This is a genomic window from Nocardioides psychrotolerans (assembly GCF_900113685.1).
Taxonomy (GTDB): Bacteria; Actinomycetota; Actinomycetes; order Propionibacteriales; family Nocardioidaceae; genus Nocardioides; species Nocardioides psychrotolerans.
The window spans coordinates 105,205-126,031 of the sequence record NZ_FOQG01000012.1 but is presented as its reverse complement, the minus strand read 5'-3'; the positions used below and the strand labels follow the sequence as shown (position 1 = coordinate 126,031).

The following is a 20,827-nucleotide window of genomic DNA, read 5'->3' as shown; positions in this document are numbered from 1 at the left end:
CGCGACATCGCGCCGACTCGGCCTAGGGTCTTCGGGTGATCCCTCCCAGCGGCGACCAGTTCGAGATCAGCGGGGGCGGCTATCGCGCGGTGGTCACCGAGAGCGGGGCGGCGCTGCGTTCCCTGACGTACGCCGAGCGGTCGCTCGTGGACGGCTTCGGCGAGGACGAGATGTCCTACGGCGGCCGCGGTCAGCTGTTGATGCCGTGGCCCAACCGGATCCGCGACGGCCGCTACTCGTTCGGCGGGACCGAGCACCAGCTGGCGCTGACCGAGCCCCGGCGGGGCAACGCCTCCCACGGCCTGGCCCGTTGGGTCGCCTGGAGCGTCGAGGAGCACACGGGACACTCGGTGTCGCTGCAGTACCGGCTGATGGCGCAGAGCGGCTTTCCCTGGACGCTGGACCTCCACGTCACCTACGACGTGTCGGCCGACGGCCTCACGGTCACCCAGACCGCGACCAACACCGGCACCACGCCGGCGCCCTACGCGTGCGGCGCCCATCCCTACCTCAGCGTCGGTCCCGGGCCGGTCGACACGTGGGAGCTCACGCTGCCCGCCAACACCCGCACGCTCACGGACGAGCGGCTGCTGCCGGTCGGCCGGGAGTCGGTGGAGGGCACGTCGTACGACTTCCGCGTGGCACGGCCGTTGCGGGGCGTCGAGCTCAACCACACCTTCACCGACCTCGCCCGCGACCGCCATGGCATCGCCACCACCCAGCTGCGCGACCCGGCCACCGGTCGCGGCGTGGCGCTGTGGGTCGACGAGCACGTGCGGTGGCTGCTGCTCTACACCGCCGACGACGTCCCCGGGCTCGAGCGGCGCTCCATCGCCGTGGAGCCGATGAGTGCCGGCGCCGACGCGTTCCGCTCGGGGGAGGACCTCGTCACGCTCGCGCCCACGGGCGAGCCGGGCGACGAGCTATCGGTCTCGTGGGGGGTGCGCGCTGTCGACTAGCGCGCGCAGCTCACGCACGGCGATGCGGGCCCGCTGACCGTCGGAGCCCTGGATGGCGAACACGGACACCGTGGTGCCGTCGGCCAGGTCGAGCGTCACCCACGGCGCACCCGAGGGCAGTCGCGCCGCGATGATCTCGGCCCACGCGTAGTGGTGTCGTCGGTAGCCGTTGACCACGAGCAGCCCGTCGGTCCGGGCGACCGCGCGTGAGCGCACCACCGCGTAGATCACGACGAAACCGAGGAGCCCGAGCGCCAGCACGGTGCCGCGCTGGAAGGGCGTGACCGAGGCACGGGTCTCGTCGTCGAAGCTCAGCCAGAGAAAGAGGATGACCACGACCAGCGCACCGAAGGCCGCGATGCCGGCGATCCGGGGGCCCAGCGGGCGCCAGGTGTGGGGCAGCGGGACCCTCCCGGGCTCAGAGACGGCAGGCATGGATGTCCGTCGTGAGGATGCCGCGAGCACCGATGCCCCAGAGCTCGTCCATCAGGCGCTGGGCGCCGGCGCGCGGCACCATGGCCCGGACGGCGACCCAGCCCTCGCGATGCAGCGGAGAGATGGTGGGGCCCTCGATGCCCGGCGTCAAAGCGACCGCTGCGGTGACGTGCCGCTCCTCGATGTCGTAGTCCATCATCACGTAGCTGCGGGCCACGAGCACGCCGTCGACGCGGCGCTTGAAGACCTCGAAGCCGGACGGCACGTCGCCGGTGCGGGTGATCAGCACGGCCTCGGACTGGAGGATCGGCTCGCCGAACGTCTCGAGGCCGGCCTGGCGCAACGTGCTGCCGGTCTCCACGACGTCGGCGATCACGTCGGCGACCCCGAGCTGGATGCTGGTCTCGACGGCGCCGTCGAGGCGGGTGACGGTCGCGTCGATCCCGCGCTCCTCGAGGAAGGCGTGGACCACGCCGACGTAGGACGTCGCGATGCGGGTGCCCGCGAGCTGGCTGAGGTCGGAGAAGGCACCGGCGGGGCCGGCGAAGCGGAAGGTGCTGCGACCGAAGCCGAGCTGGAGCGCCTCGTCGGCCTTGGCGCCGGAGTCGCGCAGCAGGTCGCGGCCGGTGATGCCGGCGTCGAGGGTGCCCTCGCCGACGTAGAGCGCGATGTCGCGCGGGCGGAGGTAGAAGAACTCGACGCCGTTCTCGACGTCGATGAGCGTGAGCTCCTTGGAGTCCGTGCGCTGGCGGTAGCCGGACTCGCGCAGGATGTCGGAGGCCGACTGCGAGAGCGATCCCTTGTTGGGGACGGCGACGCGCAGCAGACGGGACTGCCCGGGCGAGCTGGTGGGATCGGTGCTGGTGGGATCGGACACGGGGTCCCTCCTCAGAGGTGGGTGTAGACGTCGTCGAGGTCGAGGTCGAGGGCGATCATGAGCACCTGCGCGTGGTAGAGCAGCTGGCTGATCTCCTCCGCGGCCCGATGCTTGCCCTCGTGCTCGGCGGCCATCCAGGACTCGGCGGCCTCCTCGACCAGCTTCTTCCCGATGGTGTGCACGCCGGCATCGAGCTCGCGCACGGTGCCGGAGCCCTCAGGGCGGGTCCGGGCCTTCTCGCTCAGCTCGGCCCAGAGCTCGTCGAACGTCTTCACGATCAGCCAGCCTACGGGGGTGGACGCTAGCCTCTGCACCGTGTCCACCCTCACCCCGGGTCCTGTGGCCCAGCCCACGGTCGCCCCTGCTGGCGTGCCCCCGGCGGAGCCTACGGTCGTGCAGCGCCAGTGTCCGCTGTGCGAGGCCCACTGCGGCATCCGCGTCACGGTGCAGGACGACGTGGTGCTCCGGATCGAGGGCGACCCCGACGACGTGCTGAGCCGTGGCTACGTGTGCCCCAAGGGCACCGCGCTCAAGGCGCTGCACGAGGACCCGGAGCGGTTGCGCACGCCCCTGCGCCGCGTGGGTGACGTCTTCGAGGAGATCAGCTGGGCCGAGGCGTTCGACCTCGCGGGACGCCGGATGCGCGCCGTACGACGCGAACACGGTCGCGACGCTGTCGGCGCCTACTTCGGCAACCCGACCGCCCACTCCACCGCGGTCCTCGCGATCGAGGGCCTCAAGAAGGTGCTGCGCAGCCGCAACGTCTTCTCAGCGGCGTCGATCGACCAGTTCCCGCAGTACCTCGCCTCGGAGCTGATGTTCGGCGACCACACCATCTTGCCGATCATCGACATCGACCACACCGACCACCTGTTGGTGCTCGGCGCCAACCCCGCCGTCTCCAACGGCTCCATCACGACCATGCCCGACGCCCGACGCCGGGTGAAGGACGTGGTGGCGCGGGGCGGTCGTGTGGTCGTCGTCGACCCCCGCCGCACCGAGACCGCCAGGCTCGCCTCCGAGCACGTGGCGATCCGGCCCGGGGGTGACCCGCACCTGCTGCTGGCGATGCTCCACGTGGTCTTCCGTGACGGGCTCGACCGGGTTCCGGTGTGGGCCTCCGGCCTCGAGGACGTACGACGGGTCGTCGCCGACCGCACGCCCGAGCGGGCCGCCGCGGCGTGCGGCATCGACGCTCCGAGCATCGAGCGGCTGGCCCGCGACTTCGCTCTCGCGCGCAGCGCGGTCGCCTATGGGCGACTGGGCGTGTGCCACCACACGACCGGCACGGTGACGCACTGGCTGATCAACGTCCTCAACGTCGTGACCGGCAACCTGGACCGCACCGGCGGCGCGATGTTCACCACACCCCCGGTCGACCTCGGGCGGGTGCTGCGGCTGCTGTGGGGCGCCTCATCGCACGGGACCTACCGCAGCCGCGGCGCCGGCCTGCCCGACCTCAACGGCGAGCTGCCGGTCGCGGCGATGGCCGACGAGATGACCCGCCCAGGCCCCGGGCGCGTGCGCGCCCTCGTCGTCGCGTCGGGCAACCCGGCGCTGTCGATCCCGGACGGCCGGGCCATGCAGGAAGCCCTGCAGGGACTGGACTTCCTGGTCTGCGTCGACCTCTACCTCACCGAGACCTCGCGGCTGGCCGACCTGGTGCTGCCGCCGGTCAGCCAGCTCGAGCGCTCCGAGCTGGACGTGGTGTTCCCGGCGTTCAGCGTGCGCAACAACGCGCGCTGGTCGCCGCGGGCGATCGAGCCGGCACCGGATGCGCTGGAGGACTGGGACATCCTGCTCGGCCTCGCCACCGAGCAGCTGGCCGGCCCGGGCTCCGGGGTGCTGCGCCGGGTCGTGCGGCGGGTGCTGCGCGTCGTCGACGCGCACCAGGTCACCTCGTTGTTGATCCTGGTCGGACCGCAGGGCCCGTTCAGCAAGGCCCGCGGGTCACGTCTCCCGCGCGGTCGGCGCGGGCTCACGGCACGGCGGGTCCGGTCGATTCCCGGGGGCATCGACCTCGGGCCTCTCGAGCCCCGGCTGCCGGGGATCCTGCGCACGGCGGACCGTACGGTCCACCTCGCCCCCGCGGAGCTGCTCGACGCGCTGCCGCCCGCACCGACCGGCGTACGGCTCGGGGCGGAGGCCGACGGGTTCGACCTGCAGCTGATCGGACGCCGGCACCTGCGCAGCAACAACTCCTGGCTCCACAACGTGCCGGCCATGGTCAAGGGCGCGGAGCGCTGCACGGCGCTGATGCACCCCGACGACGCGGCTGCGCGCGCCCTGAGCGCCGGCGACGTCGTCGAGGTCACCTCGAGCGTCGGCAGCGTCCGGCTCCCGCTGGACGTGAGCGACGAGGTGCGTCCCGGTGTCGTGAGCATCCCGCACGGCTGGGGCCACGACTCCGAGGGATCGCGCTGGAGCACCGCGAGCGCCCGCCCCGGCGTCAACGTCAACCTGCTGACCGACAGCACCCTCGTCGACGCCCTGTCGGGCAACGCCGCGGTCAACGCGACGAGGGTGCGCGTCGCTCAGGCCCCGTAGCCCCGCTGGACCCGTTGGATGGTCTGGGCGGTCAGCAGGGCGGCCGCAGTAGCCTCCCAGCCCTTGTCCTCGATCGAGCCCTCGAGCCCGGCCCGGTCCAGGGCCTGCTGCTCGGTGTCGCAGGTGAGGACGCCGAAGCCGACCGCCGTCGTGTGGTCCAGCGCGACGCGGGTCAGCCCGTCGGTCGCGGCGTTGCACACGTAGTCGAAGTGCGGGGTGCCGCCACGGATGACGACGCCGAGGGCCACCACCGCGTCATAGCCCTGGGCGGCCAACGCCGAGGCCACCACGGGCAGCTCGAAGGTGCCGGGCACCCGCACCACCACGGACGCCTCGACCTGGTGGGCGTCGAGCGCCCGTTGGGCGCCGGCGATCAGGCCGTCCATCACGACGGTGTGCCAGCTGGCGGCGACGACCGCGACCCGCAGGTCATGACAGTCGACCGGCGCCTGGTCGGGTGCTCCGTGGCCGCTCATCGCACAGCCCCTTCGTCGAGACCCGCGTCGTCGAGCAGGGGCTCGTCGAGGTCGGGCAGGTGGTGGCCCATGCGGTCCCGCTTGGTCAGCAGGTAGGCCAGGTTGTGGTCGTTGGGGTGCGGGGTCAGCGGCACCCGCTCGGCGACACGGATGCCGAAGTCCTCGAGGTTGCTGACCTTCTCGGGGTTGTTGGTCAGCAGCCGGACGCTCTCGACCTTGAGGTCGCGCAGGACCTGGGTGGCAGTGCCGTAGTGGCGCGCGTCGGCCGGGAGACCCAGGTCGAGGTTGGCGTCCACGGTGTCGCGGCCGCCGTCCTGCAGCTGGTAGGCCTGCAGCTTGGCCACCAGGCCGATCCCCCGGCCCTCGTGGCCGCGCAGGTAGATCACGACACCCCGACCCTCGGTCACGATCCGCTCGAGCGCCTCGTCGAGCTGGGGACCGCAGTCGCAGCGGGCGCTGCCGAAGGCGTCACCCGTGAGGCACTCGGAGTGCACCCGGGTCAGCACCGGCTCGGAGCCGCCGACGTCGCCGTAGACGAGCGCGATGTGCTCGCTGCCGTCGACGGTGATGCGATAGCCGTAGGCCGTGAAGTCACCGTGGCGAGTCGGCAGCCGGGTCTCCGCGACCCGCTCGACGAGGTTCTCGTGGCGGCGCCGGTAGCGGACCAGGTCGTCGATCGAGATCATCGCCAGGTCGTGCTCGTCGGCGAACGCCCGCAGCTCGGGCGCGCGCTTCATCGTGCCGTCGTCGTTGACGACCTCGACCAGCACCCCGGCGGGGGTGAGCCCGGCCAGCGTGGCCAGGTCGACGGCCGCCTCGGTGTGGCCACGGCGTACGAGGACACCACCCTCGCGGTAGCGCAGGGGGAAGACGTGGCCCGGCCGGGTGATCTCCCACGGCTCGGTGGCCGAGTCGGCGAGCACGCGGGCGGTGTGGGCCCGATCGGCGGCCGAGATGCCGGTGCTGACGCCGTCGCGGGCGTCGACCGAGATCGTGTAGGCGGTGCGCAGCTTGTCCTTGTTGTGCGGGGTCATCAGCGGGATCTCGAGCCGGTCGAGCATGTCAGCCGGCATGGGCACGCAGATGACGCCGCTGGAGTAGCGGATCGTGAACGCCATCAGCTCCGGCGTCGCCTTGCTGGCGGCGAAGATGATGTCGCCCTCGTTCTCGCGAGTCTCGTCGTCGACCACGACGACGGCCTTGCCGGCCGCGATGTCGGCGATGGCGCGCTCGATGGAGTCGAGACGCACCCGGTCGTGGGACGTGCTCTCGTCGGTCATGACTGCTCCTTGGTGGTGCCGGTGCCCGCGGTGGCACCGGCGTCCTGCGTGTAGGCACGGACGAGCTTCTCGACGTGCTTGGCGATGATGTCGACCTCGAGGTTGACGCGGTCTCCCGGCTGTCGGGACCCGAGGGTGGTGCGCGCCAGCGTCTCGGGGATGAGGCTGACGGTGAACGTGGTGTCGTGGGCCTCGACGACCGTGAGGCTCACGCCGTCGACGGTGATCGAGCCCTTGTCGACGAGGTAGCGGCCCAGCTCGGGCGGCATCGAGATCTCGACGACCTCCCAGTGCTCGCTGGGGCTTCTCCTCACGACGTGGCCGACGCCGTCGACGTGACCCTGCACGATGTGCCCCCCGAGACGCTTCTCGGCGGTGACAGCGCGCTCCAGGTTGACCCGGTCGCCGGGCTTGACGCCCTGGAGGCTGGTCTTGTCGAGCGTCTCCTGCATGACGTCGGCGGTCCACTGCACGCCGTCGTGGGAGACGACGGTCAGGCAGCAGCCGTTGACAGAGATCGAGTCGCCCAGACCGGCGTCGCTCAGGACGGTGCTGGCCCGGACCGTGAGACGGATCGCGTCTCCCTGGTCCTCGACCGCGGCGACGGTGCCGAGCTCCTCGACGATTCCGGTGAACATTCAGTGCTCCTTCTGCTGGTGCAGGCGCGCGGGCCGCAGGGTGAGGCGGATGTTGGGCTGCTCGCCGGCTGCACCGTCGGCGGGACTCGGGTCGAGGACGGTCACGTCGGTGACCACCGGACGGAACGCCTCGGCGATGGTGGTGACTCCGAGGTCACCGACCGCACTGCGGCCGGCGCCCAGGAGCATCGGCGCGACGTAGGTGACGATCTCGTCGACGAGACCAGCGCGCAGGAAGGCCGCGGCCAGGGTCGGCCCACCCTCGAGGAAGACGTGCTGACGGTCGCGGACGAAGAGCTCCGCGAGCGCGCGGTGGGGATCGCGGGTGCGCAGGTGCACGGTCTCCGCATCGGTGTTGAAGACCCGGCGCGCCGGGTCGAGGTCGCGCTCCCCCATCACCGCACGCAACGGCTGACGCTCCGGCCCGACCGGTCGGTCGTGCTCGTCGCGCACGGTCAGCAGCGGGTCGTCGACCGCCACGGTGTTGCTCCCGACCAGCATCGTGTCGCACAGCGCGCGCAGGCGGTGGGTGTCGCGACGCGCGGCGGCGCTCGAGACCCAGCGACTGGTGCCGTCGGCGGCCGCGCTGCGTCCGTCGAGGGTCGTGGCGAACTTCCAGGTCACGAAGGGGCGCTGCTCGCGCTGGGCCAGCTGGTAGACCCCGGCCAGCGCGTCGGCGGCGGTGGCCATCAGCCCTGTCTCGACCTCGATGCCGGCGGCCTCCAGCCGGGCCCGACCACCAGCCGCGACCGGGTTGGCGTCGGACTCGGCGTAGACCACCCGTCGTACGCCGGCGGCGACCAGCGCCTCCGTGCAGGGGCCGGTGCGACCCGTGTGGTGGCACGGTTCGAGGGTGACGACGGCGGTGGCACCGCGCGCTGACTCGCCTGCCTGCGCCAGCGCTGCGGCCTCGGCGTGGGGCGTGCCGGGGCCGCGGTGGTAGCCCTCGGCCACCGTGGTGTCGTCGTCGGCCAGCAGCACGCACCCGACCCGACGGGTGTCGGCGACCATCGGGACGCCCGGGGTCGCCGCCAGCTCGAGGGCGCGCGTCATCGCGGCCTGCTCGGCTGGGGTGAAGCTCATGAGGTCGCCCCTCGCATCCGGTCGCGGACTCCGGGGCAACGATGACGTGGCGCAGCCGTCACCGGCGTGCGTCGACGTCATCTGCGTGCGCTTCCCATCCGGACTTTCACCGTCGGTCCAGGAGTTGCACCTGATCAACCGGTCACTGGCGGTGACCGGGTCGCGGACTTTCACCGCCGGCTCGGAATTACACCGACCCCAGAGCACGCGAGTTGAGAACTCGTCACTCTCAGGATGCCACAGCCTCGCCCGCGCGACCGAGGGGAGTCCGTGTTAAGCGTCTCACCGAGCCCTCTTCCCTCCCCTGGCCAGGCGCGCGGGGCGCGTCCAAGCGCCCGAGTCGGCGCGATGTTGCAGTCCTGGCGCGGCTCGGTGACCCGGCACAGGAGCGACGCCGAGTCAGGCGGTGACGGCCTCGGCGGCGGCGCGCAGCTCGGCGACCATCCGGTCGGGGTCGGCGGCGGAGTAGACGGCCGAGCCGGCGACGAAGACGTCGGCGCCGGCCTCGGCACAGCGCTCGATGGTCTCGAGAGAGACGCCGCCGTCGACCTGGAGCCAGGTCTCGATGCCGTGCTTGACCATCATGGCCCGGGCGCGGCGGATCTTGGGCAGGCAGAGGTCGAGGAACTTCTGGCCACCGAAACCGGGCTCGACGGTCATGATCAGCAGCATGTCGAGCTCGGGGAGCAGGTCCTCGTAGGGCTCGATCGGGGTCGCGGGGCGCAGCGCCATGCTGGCGCGGGCCCCGGCGGCACGGATCTCGCGGGCCAGGCGGACCGGTGCTGCAGCGGCCTCGACGTGGAAGGTGACCGAGCCGCAACCGGCCTCGACGTAGGTCAGGGCGTTGCGGTCGGCGTCCTCGATCATCAGGTGCGCGTCGAGGGGGATGTCCGTGGAGCGTGCGAGCGCCTCGACCATCGTCGGCCCGAAGGTCAGGTTGGGGACGAAGTGGTTGTCCATGACGTCGACGTGCACCCAGTCGGCGCTGCCGATGCGTGCGACCTCCGCACCCAGCTGGGCGAAGTCGGCGTTCAGGATGCTCGGCGTGATCTGGATTCCCACGAGCAGTGATCCTAGGGCCCTCGACAGGACCGCATCCGATCGCCCAAGGTGGGGACCGGCAGCACAAGCCAGGCGACCACGCCACCACCTCTGTCTCGGGAGGCACTTCAGATGTCACGCGCCCAACGTCCGCTCGCCGTACTCCTCGGCCTGACCCTCTCCGGGGGTCTGGCACTCGGAGCCGTCGAGGCAGCCTCCGCCGGCGCCTCCCTAGCAACCGCACCACCGGCCGGCGCCCCTCCGGCCGGCGCCGCGCAGGCCAAGCCGATCGCCGCACCCCCCAAGACTGCCACCAGCACCGGTTACGGCGGCGCGGTGTCGAGCGTCGACCCCTACGCCAGCAGGGTCGGCCTCAACGTCCTCAAGAAGGGCGGCAACGCGACGGACGCCGCCGTCGCGATGGCCTCGGCTCTCGGCGTCACCGAGCCCTACAGCGCCGGCATCGGCGGTGGTGGCTACTTCGTCCACTACGACGCGAAGACCCGCACGGTGCAGACGCTCGACGGTCGCGAGACCGCACCCCGCCGGATGCCCAGCGACGCGTTCATCGACCCCGAGACCGGCGAGCCCTACCCGTTCACGCCCGACCTCGTCACCAGCGGCGTCTCGGTCGGCACGCCCGGCACGCCCGCGACCTGGGAGACGGCGCTGCGCCGCTGGGGCACCCAGTCCCTCGAGCAGGCGCTCCGGCCCTCGATCGCCCTGGCCCGCAACGGGTTCAGGGTCGACGCGACCTTCCATCAACAGACCGAGGACAACCGCGAGCGCTTCGCGGCCTTCCCCGCGACCCGGCGGCTGTTCCTCCCGGGTGGCAAGGCGCCGGCGGTGGGCTCGACGTTCCGCAACCCCGACCTCGCCGACACCCTCACCGCCATCGGCAGACGCGGCACGAAGGCAGCGTTCTACACCGGGCCACTCGCCCGCCTCATCGTGCGCACCGTGCAGGACCCACCGACGAGCAACGCGACCACGCTGCCCGTGCCTCCCGGGACCATGTCCGTCCGCGACCTGCGCGACTACCGGCTGCGCGCCCAGGCACCGACCAGCACGCGCTACCGCGGCTACGACGTCTTCGGGATGGCCCCGTCCTCCAGCGGGGGCTCGACGGTCGGCGAGGCGCTCAACATCCTCGAGGGCGACGACCTCGGCGCGATGGACGCCCCCGAGGCGTTGCACCACTACCTCGAGGCCAGTGCCCTCGCGTTCGCCGACCGCGGCGCCTACGTCGGGGACCCGGCGTACGTCGACGTGCCACTGCGCGACCTCCTCGACGACCGGTTCGCAGCCGAGCGCGCCTGCCAGATCGGCGACACCGCGATGGCGAAACCGACCGAGGCCGGCGACGTCGACGACTACGACGGCACGTGTGGCGCGACCGCCGCCACGACGGAGCCGGACGAGGACACCGAGAACATCTCCACCACCAACCTCACCGTCACCGACCGGTGGGGCGACGTCGTGGAATACACGCTCACCATCGAGCAGACCGGTGGCTCGGGGATCGTCGTGCCCGGCAAGGGCTTCCTGCTCAACAACGAGCTGACGGACTTCACGACCGTCTACGACCCGGCCGACCCCAACCGGATCCAGCCCGGCAAGCGCCCGCGCTCCTCGATGTCGCCGACGATCGTGCTCAAGGACGGCAGGCCGTTTCTCGCCCTCGGCTCCCCCGGCGGCTCCACGATCATCACCACGGTGCTGCAGGTGCTGGTCAACCACGTCGACCTCGGCATGAGCCTGCCCGAGGCGATCGCGGCACCGCGCGCGTCCCAGCGCAACACCGCCACGGTCACGGCCGAGCCGGCCTTCATCACCGCCTACGGCAGGGCCCTCGAGGAGCTCTACGGCCACGACCTGGTGCCGTCCGGCGACGGGCTCACCAGCGCCTCCGACATCGGGGCCGCCACCGCGATCCGCTTCGGCCGCGGTGGCCGGGTCGTCGCCGTCGCCGAGCCCGTGCGGCGGGGCGGCGGCGCGGCGTACGTCGTGCGGGCGGCGCGCTAGCCGGGCTGGGGCGCCTCGGGCTCGTCGGGCGTCTCCTGCCCGGCGCGCTCGTCGCGGTCCGCCCACTCGAGCAACGGCGTGATGTCGAAGACGTCGCCGTCGATCCCCGCGTGCAGGTCACCCAGCTCGGCGAACCGGTCGGGCACGGTGAAGATCGTGCAGTCGCGGGGATCGACGTCGTCGACCTCGTCCCAGCGGATCGGCGTGGAGACGCGGGCGTCGGGCACGCCGCGCACGGAGTAGGCGGCCGCGATCGTGTGGTCGCGGGCATTCTGGTTGTAGTCGACGAAGAGCTTGTGGGGGTCGCGGTCCTTGCGCCACCAGGTCGTGGTCACGTCGTCGGCGGCCCGACGCTCGACCTCACGGGCGAAGGCGAGCGCGGCTCGTCGTACGGCCTTGTGACCGTGGTCGGGGCGGATCCGGACGTAGACGTGGAGGCCCGACCCGCCGCTGGTCTTGGGATAGCCGACCGCCCCGAGCTCGTCGAGCACCTCGTGGGCGACGTGGGCGACCCGGCGCACCTGGGCATAGTCCGAGAGCGGCCCCGGATCGAGGTCGATGCGCCACTCGTCGGGGCTCTCGGGGTCCTCGCGTCGGCTGTTCCACGGGTGGAACTCCACCGTCGACATCTGCACTGCCCAGATCACCGCCCCGAGCTCGGTCACGCAGAGCTCGTCGGCGGTGCGGTTCCAGCGGGGGAAGTGCAGCTGCACGGTCTCGACCCAGGGCGGCGCCCCCCGCGGGATCCGCTTCTGGTGCACCTTGTCGCCCGCGAGCCCCTTCGGAAAGCGGTGCAGCATGGTGGGCCGCTCGAAGAGCGCGTTGAGGATGCCGGGGCCGACGGCGAGGTAGTAGTCGACGAGGTCAGCCTTCGTGGCCCCCGACTCACCGAAGTAGACCCGGTCGGGGTTGCTCACCCGGATCACCCGGCCGTCCACCTCGACCTCGATGGCGGGCGGCGCGGACTTCCCAGCAGCCATGGTCAGACCTTACGGAAGAGCGCCATGAACATCGCGTCGGTGCCGTGGCGGTGCGGCCACAGCTGCACGGTCCCGGGGAGCCGACCATCGCAGTCGGGCACCTGCGCCAGCAGGGCGCGCGCGTCCTCGAGGACGACGTCGTCGCGGCCCTGGAGCACCGAGCTGACGACGTCGTCGGTCTCGGCGGTGACCGGCGAGCACGTGGCGTAGAGGACCACGCCCCCGGTGCGCGTCAACGCCAGGGCGGAGGTCAGCAGCTGGCGCTGCAGCAGCACCAGGGTGAACAGGTCATCGGGCTTGCGCCGCCAGCGCGCCTCGGGCCGTCGACGCAGCGCGCCCAGGCCCGTGCACGGCGCGTCGACCAGGACCCGGTCGAAGCTCCCGGCGCGCAGCGGTGGCGCGGTGCCGTCGGCCGTGACGATCCCGAGCACCCCCGGCGACCCGGCCAACGCTCGCGCGACGAGGCGGGCGCGGTGCTGTTGGCGCTCGACGGCCAGGACCTCCGCGCCGCGCTCCCCCGCGAGGGCCGCGAGCAGCGCCGCCTTGCCACCGGGGCCGGCGCACAGGTCCAGCCACCGCTCGTCGGGACCCTCGACCATGGCAGCGGCCAGCACTGCGGCGACCAGCTGGGAGCCCTCGTCCTGCACTCCCGCACGACCGTCCTTCACCGCGGGCACGGCGCCGGGGTCCCCACCCTCGAGCACCACGCCGTAGGGCGAGTAGGGCGTGGGCTCGCCGGGCAGCTCCTCGACCGTGGACCGCCCGGGGCGCGCCACGAGGGTCACGCGCGGCGGCTCGTTGTCGGCGGCCAGCACGGCGTGGAGCTCGCTCTCGCCGACGGCCTTGCGCAGCTCGTCGACGATCCACACGGGGTGGCTGAAGGCCACCTCGGCGTAGCGGCTGGGCGGCTTGCGCGGTGCGACGCGGGTGATCCACTCCTCGAGGTCGTGCTCGGAGACCTTGCGCAGCACAGCGTTGGCGAAGTTGCCCGCGCCGGAGGTGCCCTTGGTGCGCACGAGGTTGACGGACGTGCTGATCGCGGCGTGGTCAGGAACCCGCATCGAGAGCAGCTGGTGGGTGCCCAGCCGCAGGACGTCGAGCACCTTCTCCTCGATCTTGCGCAGGGACCGGTCGGCGCACGCGGCAATGATCGCGTCGTAGGTCCCGCGGCGCCGCAGCGTGCCGGAGGCCAGCTCGGTGGCGAACGCCGCGTCGCGGGCGTCGAGCCCGAAGTGACGGATGACAGCCGGGAGGACCAGGTTGGCGTAGGCACCGTCGACGCGCACCGCCTTCAGCACCTCGTAGGCAGCCTGGCGGGCAGGGTCGATCTCCTGGCGGGCAGCCGCCTTGCCCGATCCTGGTCGAGGGGCCGGCGGTCGCACGGCCGGACCCGACCGCCGCGGCGCCTGGTCAGCCACCGAGGAGCTCCCGGACGAGGCGCTTGGGTGCCTTGGACGCCCAGGCGTCGGTGATGATCTCGGCGAGCTCCTCGCGGCTGATCTCGCCGAGCCGCGACAGCTGCACCAGAACGGCGGGGTAGCCGCGGAAGTGGTCGATGGTGAAGAACGGCAGGTCGGGGTCGTCGACCAGCGCCTGCTTCTCGGCCTCGGTGGGCGTGGTGATGACCAGGAGATCGTCGTAGGGCTCACCGGTCTCGGGGTCGATCGCGGTCTTGCCCGGGGCCCGGTAGAGCAGGAAGCCCTTGCCCTTGTCGCCGCGCGGGACCTGGTAGGTCGGCCGGTCGCCCCAGGAGGTGCCGAGCTCGACCTCGGGCAGGGCGAGACAGATCTCGGCGATGTCGTCGGGGGTCGCCGGGCGGCTCATGATCGACAACCTAGGCGAACCCGTGACACCGCGGTCACGCAACACCTAGCCTGGTGCCCGACTCGAGACGCGCCCCGCGGGCCCAGTCGGCCGCCGCCATCTGCTTCTTGCCGAAGGCCTTGACCTCCCCGAGCAGCACGGCGTAGGTGCCGGTGCCGACCAGGACGTGGTTCTTGCGGACGTCGATGACGCCGACCGGCACCTGCTCGTCGACGACCGTGACCCGGCCGATCTTGATGCGCTCACCCTCGAAGAGCGACCAGGCGCCGGGGGCCGGCGTGCACGCCCGGACCTGGCGGTCGATGAGGTGGCCGGCCATGGCCCAGTCGATGCGGGCGTCGTCGACGTTGATCTTGGGGGCGAACGAGACGCCCTCGTCCTGCTGCTCGCGGGCCTGGATCGAGCCGTCGGCCAGGCCATCGATGGTGGCGACCAAGAGGCCGGCGCCGCCCTCGGCGAGCCGGGCCAGTAGGTCGCCGGCCGTGTCGTCGTCGCGGATGCGCTCGGTCATGACCCCGAACGTCGGCCCTGCGTCCAGCTCCTTGACGATCCGGAACGTCGTCGCACCGGTGACCTCGTCCCCGGCCCAGATCGAGTGCTGGACAGGGGCAGCGCCGCGCCAGGCGGGCAGGCACGAGAAGTGCAGGTTGACCCAGCCGAGCGGCGCGATGTCGAGGGCCGACTGGGGCAGCAGGGCGCCATAGGCCACCACCGGGCAGCAGTCGGGCTCGAGCGCGCGCAGCTCGGCCTGGAAGTCAGGCTCACGCGGGTGGGTCGGCCTGAGGACCGGCAGCCCGAGCTCCTCGGCGCGCTGGGCGACGGGGCTGGCGACCAGCTTGCGGCCCCGACCGGACGGCGCGTCGGGCCGGGTGACGACACCGACGACCTCGTGGTCGGAGGCCAGGAGGGCGTCGAGAGCGGGCAGGGCGACGTCAGGGGTGCCGGCGAAGACGAGGCGCATCAGATCCCGAGACCTCGGGTGGCGTGGGGGCTGAGCTTGACGGCAGGCCGCTCGAGGCCGAACCACTCCGACTCGCGGATCTCCTTCATCGCCGCCTTGCGGGTAGCGGTGTCGAGGCGGTCGATGAAGAGCACCCCGTCGAGGTGGTCGGTCTCGTGCTGGATGGCGCGGGCGAGCAGGTCGGAGCCCTGGATGGTCACCGGCTCCCCGTGCATGTCGAAACCGTGGGCCACGAGCGACATCGCCCGCTGGCACTCGTAGGTGAGCTCGGGGAGGGACAGGCAGCCCTCGAGGCCGTCCTGGAGCTCGGCCGACAGCTCGAGGCGCGGGTTGATCAGGTGGCCGACCTCGCCGTCGACGTACCAGGTGAAGGCGCGCAGCCCGACCCCGATCTGGGGCGCGGCGAGGCCCGCGCCGGGGGCGTCGAGCATGGTGTCGGTGAGGTCCTCGACCAGCTTGCGCAGCTCCTTGTCGAAGTCGACGACCTCGAGCGCGGGCTTGCGCAGCACGGGGTCGCCGAAGAGACGGATCGGCTGGATGGGCATGGAACCAGTCTAGGGAGCCGATGGTCTAGAGGCTGACGGGGTCGACCTGGATGCGGACCGCGTCGAGCTTGCGGGCCGACCGGACGCGCTGCAGCTCTCGCAGCGCTGCGGACAACGCAGGTCCCTGGGCCCGCGGGACGCGGATGACGACGCGGCACTCGTCGTCGCCGAGGTCGACCGGGCCCAGCACCTCGGCTGCCTCCGGGGCCGCCAGCAGGGTGACCGCGTCGTCGACCGCACCGGGCTCCCCGATGATCGTGGCGAGCCGCGAGGCCGGTGGGAGGTGGGCCTCCTGCCGCTGGGTCGACTCCCGCTCGGCGAAGCCGCCCGGGTCCCAGCGCACCAACGCCTGCAGGGCAGCGTGGGCCGGGTCCCCGACGACCACGGCCTGTCCCCCGGGCCGGACGAGGGAGACCGCGTTGCACCAGCGCCGGAGGGCCTCCTCGTCGGTGCGCAGGTCGGTGCGGCCCAGGAGCAGCCAGGTGTCGAGCAGGACGACGGCGGCGTAGCCGTGGGGGGCGACGGGCTCGGCACCCGGGGTGGCCACCACGATGGCGCGGCTGTCATCGACCTCGGCCAGCACCCGCTCCCCCGAGGAGACCAGCACACGGGATCCCGGGAAGGCACGGCCCAGCTCCTCGGCGGTGCGGGCGTCGCCGAGCACCGGGGCGCGTAGGCCGCGATGACCGCACTCCCCGCACGACCACGCCGGGTCGGTGGTGCCGCACCACCGACAGGCCGGTGGCTGGCTGGGCCCGCTCAGCACGAGCGGGCCCTGGCAGGCCGTGCAGCGCGCGGGCGTGCGGCAGCGCTCACAGGCCAGCGCGGTGACGTAGCCCAGGCGCGGGGTCTGCACGAGCACCGGTCCCTGCTCGAGGGCGCGGCCGATCACCTCGTGCACCTGTCGGGGCATCCTGCTGGAGCGCGCGCCCGGGTCGCGCTCGAGCTCCCACTCGGTCGCACCCGCGACGGTCACGGTGACGGCCCGACGCAACGCGTCGCGGGCCGGGGCCAGCTCGTGCGCCCAGCCCGAGCGGAGCAGGTAGGCGGACTCGACGCTGCGGGCGAACCCGCCGACGAGGACTGCTGCTCCCTCCCGCTCCGCGCGCAGGAGAAGCGTCTCCCGGACATGGGGGTAGGGCGCGCGCGGCTCGGCGTGCAGGTCGTCGCCGTCGTCCCAGAGCACGATCAGGCCGAGGTCGTGCACGGGTGCGAAGGCAGCCCCGCGGGTGCCGACGACGATGCGGCGAGCACCCCGGCTGATCGCCAGGAACTCGCGGTAGCGCGCCGCCGGTCCGCGCCCCGCGGTCAGCGCCACGTGATGGCCCGGGCCGAGGCGCTCGGTGAGCGCGCGGTCGAGGCGCGCGACGTCCTTGCCGTCAGGGACGCAGACCAGGACTCCCCGCGCGCCGGCGTAGGTCTCTGCCGCGGCGTGGGCGACCAGGGCCGGCCAGTCGGCGCCCGGCGCAGCGCCCCACACGGCTCGCGGGGCCCCACCGGCGCGCAGGTGCGTCAGGAAGGCGGCGGCCTGGGGGTGGTCGCCCCAGCCGGGCGGTGCCGGAGGCAACGACCCCAGCGGCGGCGCCGGCGTGGACGGCTCCTTCTCGGTGGTGGCGTGGCGTGGGGGGACGGCCAGGCGCAGCACGTCGGATCGCGTGCCGGCGTAGCGCTCGGCGAGGTCGTCGGCGAGGGCGACGATCGCCGGGCTGAGCACCGGCTCGTCGCTCACCAGGCGGCGCAGCGGGGCGAGCGTGCCCGGGTGGTCGGACGTGGCGGCGCGCTCGACGACGTAGCCGTCGAGGTCCTGCCCGGCGAAGCGCACCTTGACCCGCACGCCCGGTCGCACCCCGGCGTCCATCGCCTCCGGCACGGCGTAGTCGAAGGTGCGGTCGAGATGGGCCAACGGCACGTCGACCAGCACCCGGGCGACCGGGTCGTGCGTGGCCACCGCGGCCTGCGCCGCCTGGCGCTCCTTGGTCGCGCGCGCCTTGGCCTGGGATGCCCTCACCGTCGCCCGGACCATGCCGGGGACCAGCTCTGGCTGCTCCTCCGGTCCGGTCATGGCAGATGTCTACCAGCGCGCGCCGACGTCGTCGTACGCCCTGTCCTCGGGCTTCGGCTCGGCTCGACCGCCGAGGGCGGTCTCGAACGGCGAACGGCCCGACCGCGGTCTCCCGCGGTCGGGCCGAACGTGTGGTGCGAGGTGCCTTAGCCGGCCCGGGAGTACGAGCGAAGCGAGTGCTCCCCATCGAGTGACGAAGTCACTCCACAGCGGCCGTGAGGGCGTCGGCGCGATCGGTGCGCTCCCAGGTGAACTCGGGGAGCTCGCGGCCGAAGTGGCCGTACGCCGCAGTCTTGGTGTAGATCGGGCGGAGCAGGTCGAGGTCGCGGATGATCGCGGCGGGGCGCAGGTCGAAGACGGCGAGCACGGCCTCCTGGATCTTCTCGTCCGGGACGGTGCCGGTGCCGAAGGTCTCGATGAAGACCCCGACAGGCTGCGCCTTGCCGATGGCGTAGGCGACCTGGGCCTCGCAGCGACGGGCCAGGCCGGCGGCGACGACGTTCTTGGCGACCCAGCGCATGGCGTAGGCAGCCGAGCGGTCGACCTTGGAGGGGTCCTTGCCGGAGAAGGCGCCGCCACCGTGACGGGCCATGCCGCCGTAGGTGTCGACGATGATCTTGCGACCGGTCAGGCCGGCGTCACCCATGGGGCCGCCGACGACGAAGCGACCGGTCGGGTTGACCAGCAGACGGTAGCCCTCGGAGGGGAAGTCGATGCTCTCGAGCACGTGGTCGATGACGTGCTTCTTGACGTCGGCCTGGAGGGTGTCGAGCTCGACCTCCTCGGCGTGCTGCGAGGAGAGCACGACGGTGTCGACGCGCACGGGGGTGTTGTCGGCGTCGTACTCGATCGTGACCTGGGTCTTCCCGTCGGGACGCAGGTAGGGCATCGTGCCGTCCTTGCGGACCGCGGAGAGGCGCTCGGCAAGGCGCTGGGCGATCACGATCGGCAGCGGCATCAGCACGTCGGTGTCGTCACAGGCGTAGCCAAACATCAGGCCCTGGTCGCCCGCACCCTGCTTGTCCATCGCGTCCACGGAGCCGGTGCGGCTCTCGTGACCGGTGTCGACGCCCTGCGCGATGTCGCCGGACTGGCCACCGATGGCGACCATGACGCCACAGGAGTGGCCGTCGAAGCCCTTCTCGGAGGAGTCGTAGCCGATGTCGAGGATCCGCTGGCGGACCTTGGCCTTGATGTCGACGTAACCGGTCGTGGTGACTTCTCCGGCCACGACGACGAGGCCGGTGGTCAGCAGCGTCTCGACGGCGACCCGGCTGTGCGGGTCCTGCTCGAGCATCGCGTCGAGCACGGAGTCGCTGATCTGGTCAGCGATCTTGTCGGGGTGACCCTCGGTCACGGACTCCGACGTGAAAAGACGTCCCACCACAGCGTTACTCACTCCCGTTAGGTGAACTCGACCCGGTCAAGGGTATTTGCTGGTGCCAGCATGCAAGATGCCCGTCTCACGCACCGAATCGGCGGGCCACGTGGTCCCAGATCACGTGGGCGACGGTCGTCTTCGACCCACGGGGTACGTCGGTCACCTCACCGTCGGCGGCCAGGATCACCGCCTCGTTGTCGGAGCTGCCGAAGACCGCTCCCCCGCTGACGTCGTTGACGACGAGCAGGTCGCAGCCCTTGCGGGCAAGCTTGGCGGTGGCGAGCTCGAGCACGGTGCCGGTGGCGTCGCCGGTCTCGGCGGCGAAGCCGACGATCACCGCGTCAGGGCGGCTCCGGTCGTGGGAGATCTCGTGGAGGATGTCGGCGTTCTGCACCAGCTCGATGCTGGGTGCAGAGCCGTCCTCGGCCTTCTTGATCTTCGCTCCGCTCACGCCCGCCGGCCGGAAGTCGGCAGGGGCTGCGGCCATCACCACCGCGTCGGCACCGGAGGCGGCCGCGACGACCTCGGCGTGCAGCTCGGCGGTCGTCTCGACGCGCACGACCTTGACGCCGGCCGGGTCAGGCAGGGCGACGTTGGCGGCCACCAGGGTCACCTCGGCGCCACGGGCGACCGCCGCGCGGGCCAGCGCATAGCCCTGGAGGCCTGAGGAACGGTTGCCGAGGAAGCGGACCGGGTCGAGGTGTTCACGGGTGCCACCGGCGGAGACCACGACGCGGCGACCCGCGAGGTCCTGGTGCGAGGCGGCGGAGCCGCGGGCGAGCACGTCGACACACACCGCGAAGATCTCGCCGGGCTCGGGCAGGCGGCCCTTGCCGGTGTCCTTGCCGGTGAGGCGTCCTTCGGCGGGTTCGATCACCAGAGCGCCGCGGGCGCGCAGCGTGGCGACGTTGGCCTGGGTGGCGGGGTGCTCCCACATCTCGGTGTGCATCGCCGGGGCGAAGACGACCGGGCAGCGGGCCGTCAGCAGGGTGGTGGTGAGCAGGTCATCGGCGAGGCCGTGAGCGGCCTTGGCCAGCAGGTCGGCCGTCGCCGGGGCGACCACGACCAGGTCGGCGGTCTGCCCGATGCGCACGTGGGGGACCTGGTGGACGTCGTCCCAGACCGAGGCGGAGACCGGCTTGCCCGAGAGTGCTGCCCAGGTCGGGGCACCGACGAACTTCAGGGCCGCGGCCGTCGGCGTCACCGTGACGTCGTGGCCGGACTCGGTGAAGCGGCGCAACAGATCGCAGGCCTTGTAGGCCGCGATGCCGCCGCCGACTCCCAGGACGACACGTGGCTGTGTCCCCGTCGGGGACACGGCCACGTGAGAGTCGCTGGTGGTCAGCGGATCACTCGTGCGACGTGAAGGAGGCGTCGATGGCGGCCTGCTTGGCAGCGGCCTCCTCGGCGGCGAGCTCCGCGGGGTCGACGTCCTCGCAGGTCAGCAGGTCCTCGTTGATCTCGCGCAGCGCGATGGAGAGGGGCTTCTCCTGGACATGGGTGTCCACGAGGGGACCGACGTACTCGAGCAGGCCTTCGCCCAGCTGGGAGTAGTAGGCGTTGATCTGGCGGGCGCGCTTGGCGCTGTAGAGGACCAGCTTGTACTTGCTGTCGGTCTTGGTGAGCAGGTCATCGATCGAGGGGTTGGTGACACCCTGAGCGTCGATGTTGGGGGCAGACACGCGTGAAGCCTCACAAGTCGGTTGGCTGGAA

20 protein-coding genes and 1 riboswitch are annotated in these 20,827 nt (G+C 72.2%); of the genes, 3 read left to right on the top strand and 17 right to left on the bottom strand.

Annotation, left to right across the window (positions count from 1 at the left end; translation table 11 throughout):
• Positions 1-35: 35 nt before the first annotated feature.
• Complete coding sequence (locus BM204_RS15005; RefSeq protein WP_091114911.1) at positions 36-959, top strand: aldose 1-epimerase family protein; 924 nt, start codon at positions 36-38, stop codon at positions 957-959.
• Here BM204_RS15005 and BM204_RS15000 read toward each other — a convergent pair.
• From BM204_RS15000 to BM204_RS14990, 3 genes are all read right to left on the bottom strand, one after another.
• Positions 924-1,394, bottom strand: a complete 471-nt coding sequence (locus BM204_RS15000) for a PH domain-containing protein (RefSeq protein ID WP_091114909.1) — start codon at positions 1,392-1,394, stop codon at positions 924-926. The two genes, BM204_RS15005 and BM204_RS15000, sit on opposite strands and share 36 nt — an antisense overlap.
• On the bottom strand, positions 1,378-2,220 hold the full coding sequence (gene hisG / locus BM204_RS14995) for an ATP phosphoribosyltransferase (RefSeq protein WP_091114973.1): 843 nt from the start codon (positions 2,218-2,220) through the stop codon (positions 1,378-1,380). The genes BM204_RS15000 and hisG overlap by 17 nt, the downstream gene beginning before the upstream one ends.
• 62 nt (positions 2,221-2,282) lie before the next feature.
• Positions 2,283-2,546 (bottom strand): phosphoribosyl-ATP diphosphatase, encoded by a 264-nt coding sequence (locus BM204_RS14990; protein ID WP_091114969.1) that lies wholly within the window; start codon positions 2,544-2,546, stop codon positions 2,283-2,285.
• 118 nt (positions 2,547-2,664) lie between these two features.
• On the opposite strand from BM204_RS14990, the gene BM204_RS14985 reads away from it, so the two are divergent.
• A complete protein-coding gene (locus tag BM204_RS14985; protein WP_218031233.1) occupies positions 2,665-4,818 on the top strand; it encodes a molybdopterin-dependent oxidoreductase in 2,154 nt (717 codons plus the stop codon).
• Here BM204_RS14985 and ribH read toward each other — a convergent pair.
• From ribH to rpe, 5 genes are all read right to left on the bottom strand, one after another.
• The gene (gene ribH / locus BM204_RS14980; RefSeq protein WP_091114906.1) at positions 4,806-5,294 is read right to left on the bottom strand and encodes a 6,7-dimethyl-8-ribityllumazine synthase; all 489 of its coding nucleotides are present in this window, start codon (positions 5,292-5,294) and stop codon (positions 4,806-4,808) included. The genes BM204_RS14985 and ribH overlap by 13 nt on opposite strands.
• A complete protein-coding gene (locus tag BM204_RS14975) occupies positions 5,291-6,574 on the bottom strand; it encodes a bifunctional 3,4-dihydroxy-2-butanone-4-phosphate synthase/GTP cyclohydrolase II (protein ID WP_091114904.1) in 1,284 nt (427 codons plus the stop codon). Before BM204_RS14975 ends, ribH begins: the two co-directional genes overlap by 4 nt.
• Positions 6,571-7,212 (bottom strand): riboflavin synthase, encoded by a 642-nt coding sequence (locus tag BM204_RS14970; protein WP_091114903.1) that lies wholly within the window; start codon positions 7,210-7,212, stop codon positions 6,571-6,573. The genes BM204_RS14975 and BM204_RS14970 overlap by 4 nt, the downstream gene beginning before the upstream one ends.
• Positions 7,213-8,295 (bottom strand): bifunctional diaminohydroxyphosphoribosylaminopyrimidine deaminase/5-amino-6-(5-phosphoribosylamino)uracil reductase RibD, encoded by a 1,083-nt coding sequence (ribD, locus tag BM204_RS14965; RefSeq protein WP_246166249.1) that lies wholly within the window; start codon positions 8,293-8,295, stop codon positions 7,213-7,215.
• A gap of 81 nt (positions 8,296-8,376) precedes the next feature.
• Positions 8,377-8,506, bottom strand: a riboswitch (FMN riboswitch).
• Positions 8,507-8,694: 188 nt separating this feature from the next.
• A complete protein-coding gene (rpe, locus tag BM204_RS14960) occupies positions 8,695-9,357 on the bottom strand; it encodes a ribulose-phosphate 3-epimerase (RefSeq protein ID WP_091114901.1) in 663 nt (220 codons plus the stop codon).
• A 111-nt stretch (positions 9,358-9,468) separates the two neighbouring features.
• Here rpe and ggt point away from each other — a divergent pair, with 111 nt between their 5' ends.
• The gene (gene ggt, locus BM204_RS14955) at positions 9,469-11,361 is read left to right on the top strand and encodes a gamma-glutamyltransferase (protein WP_091114900.1); all 1,893 of its coding nucleotides are present in this window, start codon (positions 9,469-9,471) and stop codon (positions 11,359-11,361) included.
• On the opposite strand, the gene ligD is transcribed toward ggt, so the two are convergent.
• The 9 genes from ligD to rpoZ all read right to left on the bottom strand — a co-directional run bounded on the left by ligD (position 11,358) and on the right by rpoZ (position 20,796).
• Positions 11,358-12,341, bottom strand: coding sequence for a non-homologous end-joining DNA ligase (ligD, locus tag BM204_RS14950; RefSeq protein ID WP_091114897.1), 984 nt, complete (start codon positions 12,339-12,341; stop codon positions 11,358-11,360). The genes ggt and ligD overlap by 4 nt on opposite strands.
• A gap of 2 nt (positions 12,342-12,343) precedes the next feature.
• Complete coding sequence (locus BM204_RS14945) at positions 12,344-13,723, bottom strand: RsmB/NOP family class I SAM-dependent RNA methyltransferase (RefSeq protein WP_091114963.1); 1,380 nt, start codon at positions 13,721-13,723, stop codon at positions 12,344-12,346.
• A gap of 28 nt (positions 13,724-13,751) precedes the next feature.
• Entirely contained in the window at positions 13,752-14,165 is a 414-nt protein-coding gene (locus tag BM204_RS14940) for an MmcQ/YjbR family DNA-binding protein (protein WP_174813019.1), read from the bottom strand.
• Between the two features lie 34 nt (positions 14,166-14,199).
• A complete protein-coding gene (fmt, locus tag BM204_RS14935; RefSeq protein WP_091114893.1) occupies positions 14,200-15,126 on the bottom strand; it encodes a methionyl-tRNA formyltransferase in 927 nt (308 codons plus the stop codon).
• On the bottom strand, positions 15,126-15,671 hold the full coding sequence (gene def / locus BM204_RS14930) for a peptide deformylase (protein ID WP_091114891.1): 546 nt from the start codon (positions 15,669-15,671) through the stop codon (positions 15,126-15,128). The genes fmt and def overlap by 1 nt, the downstream gene beginning before the upstream one ends.
• A 25-nt stretch (positions 15,672-15,696) precedes the next feature.
• Positions 15,697-17,733, bottom strand: coding sequence for a primosomal protein N' (locus tag BM204_RS14925; protein WP_091114889.1), 2,037 nt, complete (start codon positions 17,731-17,733; stop codon positions 15,697-15,699).
• A 199-nt stretch (positions 17,734-17,932) separates the two neighbouring features.
• The gene (metK, locus tag BM204_RS14920; protein ID WP_091114887.1) at positions 17,933-19,120 is read right to left on the bottom strand and encodes a methionine adenosyltransferase; all 1,188 of its coding nucleotides are present in this window, start codon (positions 19,118-19,120) and stop codon (positions 17,933-17,935) included.
• A 76-nt stretch (positions 19,121-19,196) separates the two neighbouring features.
• Entirely contained in the window at positions 19,197-20,432 is a 1,236-nt protein-coding gene (coaBC, locus tag BM204_RS14915) for a bifunctional phosphopantothenoylcysteine decarboxylase/phosphopantothenate--cysteine ligase CoaBC (protein ID WP_091114962.1), read from the bottom strand.
• Between the two features lie 31 nt (positions 20,433-20,463).
• Entirely contained in the window at positions 20,464-20,796 is a 333-nt protein-coding gene (rpoZ, locus tag BM204_RS14910) for a DNA-directed RNA polymerase subunit omega (protein ID WP_091114885.1), read from the bottom strand.
• Between the last annotated feature and the right edge of the window lie 31 nt (positions 20,797-20,827).